Annotated in this window: 13 protein-coding genes; 9 read left to right on the forward strand and 4 right to left on the reverse strand. The window is 35.2% G+C overall.

Going from position 1 to position 15,961, the window contains the following annotated elements; genetic code table 11:
* Positions 1–21: 21 nt before the first annotated feature.
* Positions 22–1,776 (forward strand): TonB-dependent receptor, encoded by a 1,755-nt coding sequence (locus BUC31_RS07840; RefSeq protein ID WP_073242803.1) that lies wholly within the window; start codon positions 22–24, stop codon positions 1,774–1,776.
* A 122-nt stretch (positions 1,777–1,898) separates the two neighbouring features.
* Complete coding sequence (locus BUC31_RS07845) at positions 1,899–3,005, forward strand: OmpA family protein (protein ID WP_139251909.1); 1,107 nt, start codon at positions 1,899–1,901, stop codon at positions 3,003–3,005.
* Here BUC31_RS07845 and BUC31_RS07850 read toward each other — a convergent pair.
* The gene (locus tag BUC31_RS07850; protein ID WP_073242807.1) at positions 3,002–3,784 is read right to left on the reverse strand and encodes an NIPSNAP family protein; all 783 of its coding nucleotides are present in this window, start codon (positions 3,782–3,784) and stop codon (positions 3,002–3,004) included. The two genes, BUC31_RS07845 and BUC31_RS07850, sit on opposite strands and share 4 nt — an antisense overlap.
* Positions 3,785–4,102: 318 nt before the next feature.
* Between BUC31_RS07850 and BUC31_RS07855 the strand changes: the two genes are divergently transcribed.
* From BUC31_RS07855 to BUC31_RS07870, 4 genes are all read left to right on the forward strand, one after another.
* Positions 4,103–4,864 carry an NYN domain-containing protein gene (locus tag BUC31_RS07855; RefSeq protein ID WP_073242809.1) on the forward strand — a complete coding sequence of 254 codons (762 nt, stop codon included), beginning with the start codon at positions 4,103–4,105 and terminating at the stop codon, positions 4,862–4,864.
* 78 nt (positions 4,865–4,942) lie between these two features.
* Positions 4,943–6,763 carry a DUF885 domain-containing protein gene (locus BUC31_RS07860; RefSeq protein ID WP_073242811.1) on the forward strand — a complete coding sequence of 607 codons (1,821 nt, stop codon included), beginning with the start codon at positions 4,943–4,945 and terminating at the stop codon, positions 6,761–6,763.
* A gap of 131 nt (positions 6,764–6,894) precedes the next feature.
* A complete protein-coding gene (locus tag BUC31_RS07865; protein WP_073242813.1) occupies positions 6,895–7,272 on the forward strand; it encodes a hypothetical protein in 378 nt (125 codons plus the stop codon).
* A 99-nt stretch (positions 7,273–7,371) separates the two neighbouring features.
* Entirely contained in the window at positions 7,372–8,997 is a 1,626-nt protein-coding gene (locus BUC31_RS07870; RefSeq protein WP_073242815.1) for an amidohydrolase, read from the forward strand.
* 65 nt (positions 8,998–9,062) lie between these two features.
* Here BUC31_RS07870 and BUC31_RS07875 read toward each other — a convergent pair whose 3' ends face one another.
* On the reverse strand, positions 9,063–9,602 hold the full coding sequence (locus BUC31_RS07875; RefSeq protein ID WP_073243814.1) for a DUF2911 domain-containing protein: 540 nt from the start codon (positions 9,600–9,602) through the stop codon (positions 9,063–9,065).
* A gap of 246 nt (positions 9,603–9,848) precedes the next feature.
* Between BUC31_RS07875 and asnB the strand changes: the two genes are divergently transcribed.
* Positions 9,849–11,522: an asparagine synthase B gene (gene asnB / locus BUC31_RS07880; RefSeq protein ID WP_073242817.1), complete on the forward strand. Its 1,674-nt coding sequence runs from the start codon at positions 9,849–9,851 to the stop codon at positions 11,520–11,522.
* Positions 11,523–11,605: 83 nt separating this feature from the next.
* Here asnB and BUC31_RS07885 read toward each other — a convergent pair whose 3' ends face one another.
* Positions 11,606–11,791 (reverse strand): CsbD family protein, encoded by a 186-nt coding sequence (locus BUC31_RS07885; protein ID WP_073242819.1) that lies wholly within the window; start codon positions 11,789–11,791, stop codon positions 11,606–11,608.
* 395 nt (positions 11,792–12,186) lie between these two features.
* On the opposite strand from BUC31_RS07885, the gene gyrB reads away from it, so the two are divergent.
* Both gyrB and BUC31_RS07895 read left to right on the forward strand, forming a co-directional pair.
* Positions 12,187–14,127, forward strand: coding sequence for a DNA topoisomerase (ATP-hydrolyzing) subunit B (gene gyrB / locus BUC31_RS07890; protein ID WP_073242821.1), 1,941 nt, complete (start codon positions 12,187–12,189; stop codon positions 14,125–14,127).
* Between the two features lie 71 nt (positions 14,128–14,198).
* Positions 14,199–15,215: a DUF6588 family protein gene (locus BUC31_RS07895; RefSeq protein ID WP_073242823.1), complete on the forward strand. Its 1,017-nt coding sequence runs from the start codon at positions 14,199–14,201 to the stop codon at positions 15,213–15,215.
* 193 nt (positions 15,216–15,408) lie between these two features.
* On the opposite strand, the gene BUC31_RS07900 is transcribed toward BUC31_RS07895, so the two are convergent.
* Entirely contained in the window at positions 15,409–15,786 is a 378-nt protein-coding gene (locus tag BUC31_RS07900; RefSeq protein WP_139251910.1) for a hypothetical protein, read from the reverse strand.
* Between the last annotated feature and the right edge of the window lie 175 nt (positions 15,787–15,961).

Here is a 15,961-nt window from a genome sequence, read left to right on the forward strand (position 1 = left end):
TACACCAGTAAAAGAACACCTATGTACAACAAACATATATTTACGCTTATATTTTTAACGCTTGGCTTTCAAGTTGTTTTTGCCCAAGAAGAAGAGGAAAAAGATTTGGGTACGGAGACCGTAACGGTAACTAAAGCATATACGCCAACCGTTTCAGATGCTTTTAAGATTAAGTCGGTTCCGAATATGAACGACTCTATCGTGTTACAGAAAAAGCCTATCAATTATAGTATTTTTTCCGTTCCCGTAGCATCGACGTTTACACCTAATAAAGGCACGGCATCGAAAGTAGAAAGACTGCCACCACCAGTATTGTATAATTCGTATGCCTCTTTAGGTGCGGGATTGTATGGTAATGTATTGGGTGAGTTTTATACCAGTAGAACCATTAATAGAGATGAGAATTTTGATATCGGTTTTAATCACTTATCGTCTCGTGGTGGTATTGATGGTGTAGAATTGAGCGATACGTTCTATGATACCAAATTAGATGCTTCTTATGCAAAACGTGATCGCGATTTAGATTGGGGTGCGGCGATTGGTCTACAACATCAATTATATAATTGGTACGGAATTGAGCCAGGTGTGTTCAGTGAAACAATTCTTAATAGTATTGATGAACGTCAAAACTATTACATGGGTGAAGTTAGCGGTCACATTAATGTCGAAGATGCTTATTTTAAAAGAGCAGATTTAAAATACAGACGATTTTTTGATGCTGTAAGTTCAGGTGAAAACAGGGCTATATTTAATAGCGGATTCGAATTTCCGGTTAACGAAGAGACTTTAAATGCAAAAGTAAATGTTGATTATGTTGGCGGTACTTTTGAAAATGCATCTTTAAATAGTACAACCAATGATAACGGAATTTCTTATAGCAATTTGCAAGTAGGTGTTAACCCTTCTTTAAAAATGCTTCGCGATGATCTTTCATTGAATTTAGGAGTGAATTTGGTTTACGGTATGGATTTAGAGAATAGCGAAAGTAACTTCTATATCTATCCTGCTGTTACAGCTTCATACAGATTGTTAGATGAAACAGTAATCGCTTATGGTGGAGTAACGGGAGAATTAAAGCAGAATTCTTATTATGATTTAGTAGAGGGTAATCCGTTTGTTTCACCAACCTTAAACATTGCGCCTACAGATAGTCAGTATAAGGCCTATATCGGTTTTAAAGGTCAGTTGTTGCCTAATTTAAGTTATAATGTAAAAGGGTCATACTCGGCAGAAAACAACAGACCATTGTATACGTTGAACCCTAGAAATGATTTTAGGTCAGATGATAAAGGGTACTATTATGGTAATTCATTTGATGTGTTTTATGATGATATTAAAACCTTGGGAATTTTTGGTGAGTTGAATGTTGATGTCAACCGTAACTTTACAGCAGGTGTAAATGTAGCCGTGTATGATTACAGTACCGAAACAGGTAACCCAGCTTGGAACTTACCAAATTTGAAAGCATCGTTGTTTATGGATTATCAAATTGGGGAGCAATGGTATGCAGGTGCCAATTTATTCTATGTAGGTGAGCGTGATGATTTTTCGTCAACTGCATTAGAAAATGTACCAACAAGCGATTTTCCAGCAGCGTTAATAACCTTAGATGGTTATTTTGATGCCAATGCACATATTGGGTACCGTTATACAGATCAGTGGTCGTTCTTCATAAAAGGAGCAAACCTTTCTAATAACGCATACCAACGTTGGGCTAATTTTCAAGTTCAAGGAATTCAAATTTTAGGAGGAGCTACATATAAGTTCGATTTCTAGAATTTATCATAAAATTTAAAAGATTAGAAACGCCCTTCTCATTTTTGAGAAGGGCGTTTCTATTTAGGTCAATTACTCCATTTTATAGGATTTCAGTATTTTAGAGATTCTGTACAAAGCGCATGTCTATTAGAATACCACATTTTGGAGTTATAAGTATGTTAATGCTTTGTATGCATTTTTACGGATTTGGACAAAATTTGGTAGTGAATCCCAGCTTTGAAAAGTATAGAAATTGCCCAATTAAATTGGGTAATCTTGAAAAGGATGTAATAGATTGGAGTATGCCCACCTTGGGTTCTACAGATTATTTCAATGGTTGCAGTATTGCCATGGGAACGCCAGAGAATTTCAATGGCAAGCAACCTGCAGATTTCGGAGTAGGGTATGTTGGGTTTTACATGTATGCACCCAATGATTACAGAGAATACATTCAAGCAAGATTTAATACAACATTAAAGAAAGGAGAACGCTACGCTATTTCATTTTATGTGAGTTTAGCAGAACGGTCAGATTTTGCTGTTAAGGAATTTGGAATACGATTTACCGAATTTCCTGTTGAAGTTGAGACTACCAAGGTACTATCTGGATTGCATCTTTCTAAGATGAAAGGTGAGGTGTCCGAGAAACTAGAAATATCCTATTCTAAATATTATTCTGATGAAATTAAATGGGTGAAATTGACTACGGAGTTTGAAGCTTCTGGCTCAGAAAACTATATGATCATTGGTAATTTTAAGAACAACAAACGGACACAGAAATATCAAACGAAGAGAAAAATTACCAAAGGTTCTTACTACTATTTAGATATGGTTTCGGTATTGAACGTAAAATCAAAATCTCAAAACTTACAGGTTACAGAATTAAAAGAATATGAATTGGATAGTGTGCACATATTTAAAGATGTCTATTTCAATTCTAACAAGTCTAGAATAAGAGGAAACCACCAGCACGAAATGGAATCGCTGCTTTCATATTTAAAAACGAATTCAAAAATAAATATTCAAATTTTTGGGCATACAGATAGCGTTGGGTCAGATTCTTTTAATAAGCGATTGTCTGTACGGCGAGCAGCAGAAGTTGTTGCCTATTTAACTAAAAATGGAATTCAAGAAAATAGAATTAGTGCTCAAGGCTTTGGCAGTTTAAAACCTATTTCAGCAAACAAAACAAAAGCCGGTAGATTTCTCAACCGGCGTGTAGAATTTATTTTAAGTAAATCAGATTAGTAATCAGAATACTCGGTTGGGTACAATAAATGGCGATCCAATTTATTCATGTTATTTTGATATTTTTCCATAGAAGAAATTTCTTTCCATTTAGGTGATGAACCAAATTGTTCCCATAAAGAATCACGTGTTTGTAAATTTGGGAATGTGGTCATATACATTAAATTTGGCATACGGTCTCCAGAAATAACTTCAGCATAAAAAACGGCATTAAAGCCCAAATTTTTGAATAAAGTTACTTCACCTCCTTCATTGAACATATCTACTTTGTTTTTATAAAGCGCCTCTGTAGGCGATTCATAACTCCTTAATTCATAAACCCTATCTTTTCTTGCGCCTTCAACAGTAGTTGGTTTCATTTTAGGCATATCTGGGAAGGCACGCAGTAAGACTGATTTGATGCGTTCGTAGGGCGGATTTTCAAACTTTGCATTTATATAATTTGCGCCATCGGTTACATGTAATTTATCAAGTGCTAACATTTTTTCAACACTTTCGAATTGAGTAAGTGATGTATACGGTATAAGCACATAGATTTTATCGCTCATTTTATACTTATCGCTACGCACTTTAAACACTCCTATATTTTCAATACCCATTCTTTTTAGGGCAGGCAGGTAAGCACCCTTCAAATAGTCATCGACCATTTTTTCTTGGGTGTCATTTTTTAAGGTGTAAGTTTTTAGTTCGTAGTATTCTTTTTCTTGTGCAATGCTTGAAAAAGAAGTGATTATCGCTAACAAAAGTAATAGCAACGGTAGAGGAAATTTATTCTTCATGTGTTTAGAGTTTTTTTTTCAATGAACAAGTTAATGATAAATTGAGTGAACGTTGTGTTGTTCATTTTTACGGGTAATTTTTCTAGGGCAAATACTTTCTAAAAAGTATCAATTGAGCCTTTCAAATAGGTTGTTTTATTTAGATGTGATTTTTGTTACGGCACTAGAACCACGTTTATGAAGTCTTTGCTTTTTTTTTAATTATTTAATCTACAAAAGCTAATAATTCGCAGTAAAAAAATCATTTTTAACTTTATTGGGTAACATGTTGCTATTCAATTAGAAATCAATTTATCTTTACATAAAACACTACAAAAAATGGATTTGAATTTAGCAGTATTGATAGATGGCGATAATATACCGTCTGCCTATGTAAAAGAAATGATGGAAGAGATTGCTAAATATGGTAACCCTACCATTAAACGTATTTATGGCGATTGGACCAACCCACGTTTAGGGAAATGGAAAAATGTATTGCTTGAAAATGCCATTACACCTATTCAGCAATACGGATATACGCAAGGAAAAAATGCTACCGATTCTGCTATGATAATCGATGCTATGGATGTTTTGTATGCCGGCAAGGTAAACGGATTCTGTATTGTTAGTAGCGATAGTGATTTTACGCGTTTGGCTACACGATTAAGAGAAGCTGGTATGCAGGTGTTTGGAATTGGTGAGCGTAAAACTCCTAATCCGTTCATTGTAGCTTGTGATAAATTCATTTATATAGAAATTCTTAAGGGTAGATCAGAAGAAGAAACTTCAGATGCTACAGATAAAACTCCGGCAGAAAAGAATACGGTCGATAAGATTACGCCTAAAGCATTACGTTTTATTTCAACGACTATAGATGATGTTGCCGATGATGATGGTTGGGCTTTTTTGGGCGATGTTGGTAGCTTATTACAAAAGAAACAACCCAATTTCGATTCTCGTAATTATGGCTTTCAAAAACTGACTCCGCTAATCAATTCCATTCCTCATTTCGAGATTGAAAGAAGAGAAGATTCTAAGGGTCGTAAAAAGTTGATTTACGTAAAAATTAAGGAGAAGGCGAATTCTAAATCCAAAAAGTAAACGGTTTATAAAATATCGTAAAATAGACTTCATTCCATAGTATTAGTTTTTGTATTTTTCAGTACAAATTCTAATACTATGATTCGTACACTTTGGCTTTTATTATTTGTTGTTGTTATTTATTCTTGCAAAGAATCTTCAAAACAAGAACAATCAACCACAACGAAACCTATTGCTGAAGTTTTTGCCGAATTTTACGAGTTTAAGAAAAGCATCAACCCCATAGAAGCTACAAAAGCTGGCTTTTCGGAATATAATGATACGATAGCCAATTATATTTCTAATGACTACATTTTACATCTAAAAGATCGTTACACTTATTTTCTAGAAGAACTAGGTCAATATAATGCTGCTAATGTAAGTGCTGCCGATTATATGAGTATGCGCGTTATGCAGTGGGATTGTACCGTGAAGTTAGAAGGCGTTATGAACCCCATAGTAACGGTTGCTTCTCCAATCTACGATTTACCAAACTTTGAGTTAATGCCACTTTTTCAGATCCAATCTTTGCACTTATATGTTGCCCAGTTGGCAGGTGGTACCAGTGTGCAGCCCTTTAAAAGTATAGAAGATTATAATAATTGGTTAGGTAGGTTAGAAGATTACTTGGTGTTTTTAGATACGTCTATTGAGAAGATGAAAATAGGTATGGACCAAGGTGTCGTACCACCAAAAGTACTGACCTTAAAAATGCTGCCACAGATTCAATCGTTTATTGATGTACCTCTTGAAGAAAATCTTTTCTATCAGCCTATAATGAATTTCCCTGACGGACTGTCTGATGTTGATATGGACATATTACAAAGTAATTATGAAGATTTCATTCAAGAAAAACTGACCCCTAAATATGTAGAATTAAATCAGTTTTTAACCGAAATCTATTTACCTGCCTGTAGAAATACAGACGGATTATTAGACCTGCCAAATGGAAAAGAAACGTATCAATATTTAATAAAACTACATACGACAACAAACATGAATGCTGATGAAATTCATGAATTAGGGCTGTCTGAAGTGGCACGTATTTCTAAAGAAATGGAGGCGGTTAAAAATGAAATTGGGTTTAAAGGAGACTTAAAATCCTTCTTCAATTCGCTGCGGAATAAAAAAGAACTAATGCCTTTTTCTAAACCAGAACAAGTCATTGAAAGTTTTAATGCTATTAATGATCGTATTGCGTTACGTATAGATTCTTTGTTTGCGTTAACGCCAAAAGCTGGTTTCAACGTGCGTAGAACAGAAGCATTTAGAGAAGCGTCGGCAAGTGCAGAATATGTGCCGGGTTCAAAAGATGGGTCAAGAGCGGGAATTTTCTATGTTCCTATACCTGATGTAAAGAGTTATAACATGGTGCATGATGAAGCTTTGTTTTTACATGAAGCCATACCTGGGCATCACTTTCAATTAAGTTTACAACAAGAGAATAACAATCTTCCAGAGTTTTTGCATCCAGAGAGTATGGGTGTATTTGTGGAAGGATGGGCGTTATATGCAGAATCTTTAGGAAAGGAATTGGGAATTTACATAGATCTATACCAATATTTTGGAATGTTGAGTATGGAGATGCATAGAGCAATTCGTTTAGTAGTGGACACAGGTATTCATGCAAAAGGATGGAGCAGAGAAAAAGCGATTCAGTATTCTTTAGACAATGAGGCTGAATCTGAGGAAAGTATTATTGCTGAAATAGAACGTTATATGGCAACCCCAGGTCAAGCGCTATCGTATAAAATTGGTCAATTGAAAATTCGCGAACTAAGAACGAAGGCGGAAGAAGCCTTAGGCGATAAATTTAATATTAGAGAATTTCATAGTCAAATTTTAGACTCAGGTAGTTTACCTTTGGTACTATTAGAAGAAAAAATAACAAATTGGATAGTAGCGAAAAATAAATTGTAGTAGTAAAAAACTTACAATTTTTAAAATATTTATAAAATAGCATCGTTACTAATGCATATAAAACAATACTTTATAGAATGAGCACTAACCATGTTTTGATAAAAATTGTCTTATTTACAAATGTTCTATTCATGAATACATTTATTGAAAATAGTTCGATAAATTCATCATATGATGTTGTAGAACAGGAGCAAATAAAAGATAAAAATCCAATTTTGGGTGTTTGGGAGTTTTTAATGCCAGATGCTGATGCACCTTATAGAAAGGGGCGTATTTTTATTTCAAAACCAAATGGTGTCTACCAAGTTGTAATTAGCTTAAAAACGGGTTCACTAAACGGTCAAGATGTTAAGGTTGATGATAATCGCATCAATTTTAATATTAATATAGAAGGTATAGAACGTACCTCTTTTGTTCTTGAGGTAAAAGATGATAAAATGATTGGTGAATTTTATTCTGATAGTAGCTCAAGCGAATTTTTAGCAAAACGACAATTGCCTTTAGAATAAAGATTTAAATCTTTCCAAAAAAATACTTAGTTTTCAGTAATTATTTAAAAAGGCACTTATAGCCTTATTTGACGATTTTACTAACTAACTATTTTTGTTTTGAAAAAACTACTTCCAATACTACTCGTGTTATTATCTGGTTGCGAACTCATGAAAGAGAAAGTTGACCTTGTAATAGTAAATGCCAAAGTCTATACTGTAGATAATTCCTTTTCTGAAGCTCAAGCTTTTGCCGTACAGGATGGTAAATTTATAGCTGTTGGTACTACCGAAGAAATTCGTGATATATATACTTCTGATCAACTAATTGATGCAGATGGTAGAGCTATTACTCCCGGTTTAATAGATGCACATTGCCATTTTTACGGATTAGGGCTTACCCAGCAAATAGTAGATTTAGTAGGGACTACAAGTTTTGAAGAGGTTTTGGAGCGCGTTAGAGCTTTTCATACTGCCAACCCAAAGTCTTTTGTTAGAGGTAGAGGTTGGGATCAGAATGATTGGGAAGTAAAAGAATTTCCGACAAAAGCGCAATTAGATACTATTTTTCCTGATATACCGGTAGCTTTAGAACGTGTAGACGGTCATGCTTATTTGGTAAACCAAAAGGCTTTAGATATGGCTGGTATCGACTGGAGTACTAAGGTTGAAGGTGGTGAAATCGTAAAAAAATGGGAAAATGGCTATTCTGGTATTACAGGAATTTTAGTTGATAACCCAATGGCGCTTATAGATAGTGTTATGCCGTCGCCAACATTGGAAGACAAAATTAAGGCGTTGAAAGATGCAGAAAGAATAAGCTTAAACCACGGACTAACAACTGTAAATGATGCAGGATTAGATAGAAGTACTATTGAGCTTATAGATAGCTTGCAGCAGGCAGGTGAATTATCTATTAGAATATATGCCATGGTAAGCAACAATAAAGAAGATGTAGATTACTTCATAAATAAAGGACCTATTAAAACAGACCGATTAAACGTGCGATCTATTAAAGTGTATGGCGACGGAGCATTAGGTTCTAGAGGAGCTGCTTTAAGAGAAGAATACAGTGATCTGCCTGAGCATTTCGGAGCAATGATTACTCCCGTTGCAGATATTGAGGCTTTAGCTCAAAAACTAGCAAATTCAGAATATCAAATGAATACCCACGCCATTGGTGACTCTGCAAATATTGCGGTATTAAGAGCTTATAAAAAAGTGCTAAAAGGTAAATCTGATAGACGATGGAAAATTGAGCATGCGCAAGTTTTGACAGAAAGCGATTTCGATTATTTTGAGGATGGTATTATTCCGTCAGTACAACCTACACACGCAACTAGTGATATGTATTGGGCAGAAGATCGTTTAGGGGAGAGAGTAAAAGGAGCCTATGCTTATAAAACGTTATTGAATAAAGCAGGTACAATTGCATTAGGAACTGATTTTCCTGTGGAAGATGTGAGTCCGTTTTTGACATTCTATGCAGCAGTAGCAAGACAAGATACAAGCGGGTACCCAAAAGGAGGTTTTCAAATGGAGGAAGCTTTGTCTAGAGAGGAAACCTTAAAAGGAATGACGATTTGGGCAGCATACTCTAATTTTGAAGAAGATGAAAAAGGGAGTATAGAGCCAGGAAAGGTCGCAGATTTTGTTATTTATGATAAAGATATGATGACGGTACCTGTATCTGAGATTCCTACCATTCGCGCTGAGCAGACTTTTGTAAATGGTATAGTTCGATAACAGAAAAAGTTCAAAAAAAAGCCTCGGTCATTGACCGAGGCTTTTTTAATATATTGTATTTCTAATTACATAGTAATTGGAACAGCAACTCTTGTTTTGTCCCAACCCATTACTAGTTGAGTACCACCGTTAGCTTCTTTGAAAGCGATTGAAAATTCTTCAAGCGACGCCGCATCAGAACCGTTAGGTACTGTTACGCGTGCAACATCAGAAGCTTCATCGTAGAAATAAGAACCCCATTGGTTCAAGTTTGTATTCAAAATAACTGTCCACTCATCTGCACCAGGTATTGTGAATAAAGAATACGTTCCAGCTTTAACATCTTTACCGCCGAATTTTACATCTTTATAAAATGTAATTTCAGGAGCTTCGTTCGCACCCGTTCTCCATACTTTTCCTGTTGGAGCTAATTCTTCCATAGAACGACCTTTCAATTGTGGTCTTCCGTAAATAATACGTACTGCCTTTTCAGATACTTTGTAGTCTGTAGGGTAAGCAGCCATATCCATTGGGCTTTTGTCTATTCCAGAAAATTCTTGAGCAGATACTGTTGAGGTTAAAACTAGAGCCAACATTAATGTAGCTAGTGTAAATACTTTTTTCATAATCATTTGTTTTGGTTTTCTAGGTCATAAAACTAAGCAGTTCCTTACAGTACTGTTAATAAAAAGAAGTTAAATTTTTGATTGTTACATTTCATTACGTTTTAAACATGTTTTAAAGGCGGTATATGTCAAATAGAACTTAAAATGTATTTTATAGTTACAATTTGTAATCATAATTTATATATGTGTTTGTTAATTGAAACAATAAATTGATATTTGTATTCGAAATGATATAATTATTAGATTATGTGTGGAATAGTATGTGCATTTGATGTTAAGGAAAGTACTGAAGTACTTAGACCTCAACTTTTAGAAATGTCGAAGAAAATTAGACATAGAGGTCCAGATTGGAGTGGTATCTATGCAGATGATAAAGCCATCTTGGCGCATGAGCGTTTGGCTATTGTAGATCCAGCTTCTGGAAAACAACCATTATTGAGTCCTAATGGTAAATTGATATTAGCGGCAAATGGTGAAATATATAATCATAGAGAGTTACGTAAGCAATTTGAAGGTAAATACGATTTTCAAACAGAGTCTGACTGTGAAGTAATTTTGGCTTTGTATCAAGAAAAGGGTGTTAATTTCTTAGATGAATTGAACGGTATTTTCGGTTTCACTATTTATGATGCTGAGAAAGATGAATATTTTGTTGCTCGTGACCACATGGGTATTATTCCATTATACATGGGATGGGATAAAAACGGAACGTTCTATGTAGCTTCAGAATTGAAAGCACTAGAAGGTACGTGTACTAAAATAGAATTATTTCCTCCAGGACATTATTTACATAGTTCTGACGGAGAAATAAAAAAATGGTACTCTAGAGATTGGATGGAGTATGATGCAGTTAAAGATAATGCAACAAGCATACAAGAAGTTAAAGAAGCTTTAGAGGCTGCTGTTCATAGACAGTTGATGTCTGATGTGCCTTACGGTGTTTTGTTGTCAGGTGGTTTAGATTCATCAGTAACTTCTGCTATTGCCAAAAAATACGCTCAGAAAAGAATTGAAAGTGGCGATACGGTTGATGCTTGGTATCCACAATTGCACTCTTTCTCTGTAGGTTTAGAGGGGTCACCAGATTTGGCAGCTGCAAAAAAGGTTGCTGATCATATTGGTACCGTACACCACGAAATTAAATTTACCATTCAAGAAGGTTTAGATGCTATAAAAGATGTTATTTATAACATAGAAACTTATGATATTACTACCATTCGTTCTTCTACGCCAATGTATTTAATGGCTCGTGTTATTAAGTCCATGGGTATAAAAATGGTATTATCTGGTGAAGGTGCAGATGAGTTATTTGGAGGTTACTTATACTTTCATAAAGCACCTAATGCGCAAGAGTTTCATGAAGAGACGGTACGTAAATTAGATAAGTTACATATGTATGATTGTTTAAGAGCTAATAAGAGTTTAGCTGCTTGGGGAATTGAAGGTCGTGTGCCATTCTTAGATAAAGAATTTATGGACGTAGCTATGCGTATAAACCCACAAGATAAAATGATCAACGGCGAGCGCATGGAGAAATGGGTTGTTCGTAAGGCATTTGAAGATATGATTCCTGAAAGTGTTGCATGGAGACAAAAAGAACAGTTTAGTGATGGCGTTGGTTACAGCTGGATTGATACCTTAAAAGAATTGGTTGATAAAGAAGTAACTGATGAGCAAATAGAGAACGCGGCATTCCGTTTCCCTATCAATACACCATTAAATAAAGAAGAGTATTACTATAGAACGATTTTTGAAGGACATTTTCCTAGTGATGCTGCAGCCTTAAGTGTACCGCAAGAAGCAAGTGTAGCTTGTAGCACGGCGACGGCTTTAGAATGGGACGAGGCATTTAAAAACATGAATGACCCTTCTGGTAGAGCAATAGCTAACGTGCACAGTGAAGCATACGTTAAACAATAGGGTTTGAATTAGTCATTATATCTATTGTCAAAACCCCGTCTATTTTGTAGACGGGGTTTGCTTTTTTATAAAAATGAAGTAGACTATAAGTCGTTTATCATTTTCTTCAATTTCTCTTTTGACTCTCCGGTTTTTTCTTGGATTCTTCCTAATAGCTCATCAGATTTTCCTTCAGCGTAGGTTAGGTCATCATCTGTTAAGTCAGCATATTGTTGCTTAAGCTTCCCTTTTGCTATATTCCATTTTCCTTTAAATTGTTCCTCATTCATGATGTATTGTTTTAAGATTATATAGCTAAGTTAAAAGCCATATGTAAAGGAAATCTTAATATTTTCTTGATTTGATTGATATCGCACACATCGGTTTTAATCCCGTTAATTTTGGTTTTAAAATGTTAACATTATGCTGTGAATAATGCAATTTTTAGTGGAGGTACTAAGTTTATTTATATTTTACAAGGCATGCATTTTATTACTTATTCCGCTTTCGCGCTTCAATTTAGGGGTGTATTCTAAAATATGCTGCTTTTTAGGGGTTGAGGGCTAATTTTCCACAATTATTGTTGATAACTTGCTTTTGTGTAATAGCTAGAAAGGCTATATTTCACGGGGTATTGCGTATATTTGTAAGATTGCAAAATTTGAAGTAAAACAACCATAATTTTATGAGCGAAGAAGCAAATAAGAAAAATTATTCGGCAGATAGTATTCAGGCCTTAGAGGGTATGGAGCATGTACGTATGCGTCCATCCATGTATATTGGTGATGTTGGGGTCCGTGGTTTGCACCATTTGGTATATGAAGTAGTAGATAACTCTATTGATGAGGCTATGGGTGGTCATTGCGACACCATTAGTGTAATCATTAATGAAGATAATTCAATAACCACTAAAGATAACGGTAGGGGTATACCTGTAGATCTTCACAAAAAAGAAGGTGTATCTGCATTACAGGTTGTAATGACCAAAATTGGTGCCGGAGGTAAGTTCGATAAAGATTCTTACAAAGTTTCTGGAGGTCTTCACGGTGTGGGTGTATCTTGTGTTAATGCACTTTCAGATCATTTGTCTGCAAAGGTATTTAAGGAAGGTGTTATTTGGCAGCAAGAATACTCTAGAGGTAAGGCTTTGTATCCTGTTAAAAGAATAGGAGAGACTACAGAAAGAGGTACAGAGGTGACTTTTCACCCAGATGATACTATATTCACTCAAACTATAGAATATAGCTACGAGACTTTAGCGAACAGAATGCGTGAACTTTCATTCTTGAATAAAGGTGTTACTATCAGTATTACTGATAAGCGCCAGAAAGATGAAAAAGGCGAATACGTTAGTGAAACCTTTGTTTCTACTGAAGGTCTTAAAGAGTTTGTTAAGTTTTTAGATGGTAACCGTGAGTCTTTGATCAAAGACGTTATTTCTATGGAAGGGGAGAAAAATGACATCCCTGTAGAAGTAGCTATGATTTATAATACTAGTTACACAGAGAATCTTCATTCCTATGTAAATAATATTAATACACACGAAGGTGGTACGCATTTATCTGGATTTAGAAGAGGTTTAACTTCTACTTTAAAGAAATATGCAGATGCTTCTGGAATGTTAGATAAGTTGAAGTTTGAAATTCAAGGAGATGATTTCCGTGAAGGTCTAACGGCAATTGTATCTGTTAAAGTTGCTGAACCTCAATTTGAAGGTCAGACCAAAACAAAATTAGGTAACCGTGAGGTTTCTGCAGCAGTAAGTCAGGCAGTGTCTGAAATGCTGACAAATTATTTAGAAGAGCACCCAGACGATGCTAAAACAATTGTTCAGAAAGTAATTCTTGCAGCGCAGGCTAGACATGCAGCTTCTAAAGCTCGTGAAATGGTTCAGCGTAAGAATGTAATGAGTGGTGGTGGTTTACCTGGTAAATTATCAGATTGTTCAGAACAAGATCCTGAAAAATGTGAAATATTCCTTGTCGAGGGAGATTCGGCGGGTGGAACTGCAAAAATGGGTCGTGATCGTAATTTTCAAGCTATTCTGCCTTTAAGAGGTAAGATTTTGAACGTTGAAAAAGCCATGCAACACAAGGTTTTTGAAAATGAAGAAATCAAAAATATGTACACTGCTTTAGGTGTAACTATTGGTACCGAAGAAGATAGTAAAGCATTGAACCTTTCTAAATTAAGATATCACAAGGTAGTCATCATGTGTGATGCCGATGTCGATGGTAGTCATATTGAAACACTTATTTTAACCTTTTTCTTCCGTTACATGAAAGAGTTGGTAGAGCAAGGGCATATTTATATTGCTACTCCGCCTTTATATTTAGTGAAAAAAGGACAGAAAAAACAATACGCTTGGAGTGATAAAGAGCGTGATGAAATTGCTGATAGCTACAGTGGTGGTGTTAGTATTCAACGATACAAAGGTCTTGGGGAGATGAATGCATCTCAATTGTGGGATACTACAATGAACCCTGACTTTAGAACACTACGTCAAATACAAATTGATAATCCGACAGAATCGGATCGTGTTTTCTCAATGCTTATGGGTGATGAAGTGCCACCAAGAAGAGAATTTATTGAGAAAAATGCTGTTTATGCAAACATTGACACATAGAAAATACCACTTACACAACAAAAACCTGCGCCTACAGCGCAGGTTTTTTAGTTTTAGGTAAAATTAGAAATATGAAAAATTTACTTACTTCCATTTTTGTTGGTACGTGCTTAACTGCTTCTGCTCAAGCAGATTTCAATAATGTGCTTTCAGCAGGTGTTGAAGATGCAGAAACGTTTACAACAGATTACATGGCTCCGCTTTCTGAAAGTGTAGTTTATAGCATGTCTACAGGTTGGTATAATACCGCTGATGCAAAACCGCTAGGAGGTTTTGAAATTTCTATCATTGGTAATATTACCGGATTTAAGAATAAAGAAGATAAGAAGACTTTTATCTTAGACCCTAATGATTATCAGAATTTAGATTTTGTAGATAACCCTGGTGTAGCAAGACAGGTTTCAACTGCATTAGGCGATATTTCTGGTACAGAAGTATTTGTTGAGGGAGAAGTTTTGGGTGTTACCGTACGTGAGACTTTTGAACTGCCATCAGGTTTATCTGGAGAAGATATTGATTTTGTTCCTTCAGGATATGTGCAAGCAAGTGTAGGGTTGATTAAAGGGACTGAGGTTAAGGCAAGATTTCTTCCGAAAATAGAATATGAAGATGCTTCTATTGGTTTGTTCGGTTTAGGTATACAACATGATTTTACCAAATTATTACCGGCAGATAAAATTTTACCTGTGGCTATTTCAGCGGTTATTGGGTATACCAATATTAGCGGCGATTATGACTTGGCCAATGCTGATTTAATAGATGGTGAAAATCAAAGAATAGAAGCAGAAATTAGCAGTTGGGCATTTGGTGCTGTAGTTTCTACAAAACTGCCTATCATTAATTTTTATGGAGGGGTAAATTACATTACTGGTAAATCGGTAACAGATGTATTAGGTACTTACAGAGTAACAAGTGGCCCTTTTGCTTCTGAAACATATGAGGATCCTTTTTCTATTACGAAGAAGGTTAATGGAGTTACGGGTACTTTAGGTACGAAACTTAAATTAGGTTTCTTTAGACTGAATGCAGAATATAACTTAGGAGAATTCAATACCGCTACTGTTGGTATTAATTTCGGATTCAGATAAATAAAACTTACATAATTAAAAAGGTTCGATAGAATTATCTCTAATTCGTCGAACCTTTTTTTTGTGCTTTAAATAAGCGTAGGTAATTGTAATAAAAATCTTTTCAATTGCTTAGGGCGAACAGCAATGGGTATAAAAAAGACTGCCCAGATCCCTCCGGACAGCCTTTTTCCCATGGCCCTGTTAAAATCGTTTATTCCCTTATTGCCAATGTAGCACCATCTTTCTTCTGTAGGTAAAAACCATCATCAGTAGATTTGATAGTGATAATATTGTTGGGTTTGCCGTCAAGACCTTTATACTCAACTGTATAAATGTCATCTTGTTTGGACCAATTGAAATCTGTTTTTAGGGTAGTAGTAGAACCGTCAATTTCATGATATCTTCCTAAGAAAACATCATTAAAAATCCATTCTTTTCGAACAGTTTGTTTTGAAGAATTTTCGGTTACAATTAATTCAGATTGCGACCATATTCCGATAATAGGATCATTGTTTTGTTCGATCCTAGAACAGTTCGCAAGAAACACTATGGCGCATATCGCCAACAAAGAGAGGAACTTCTTAGTCATAAGTAGGTTAATTTAATTTTGGATTTGGGATCCACAGTATTTAACGTGACTAATATTGGGTTATTACTTTAATTCGATGTATGGTAACTAATTCACGATATCTTCGTTAAAGCGCAATTTTTTTTAACAAAACCTGCATTTTATCGATGTTTTTAAAGGCTTTGTGAGCTAATTA

It is taken from the genome of Maribacter aquivivus (assembly GCF_900142175.1).
Lineage (GTDB): Bacteria > Bacteroidota > Bacteroidia > Flavobacteriales > Flavobacteriaceae > Maribacter > Maribacter aquivivus.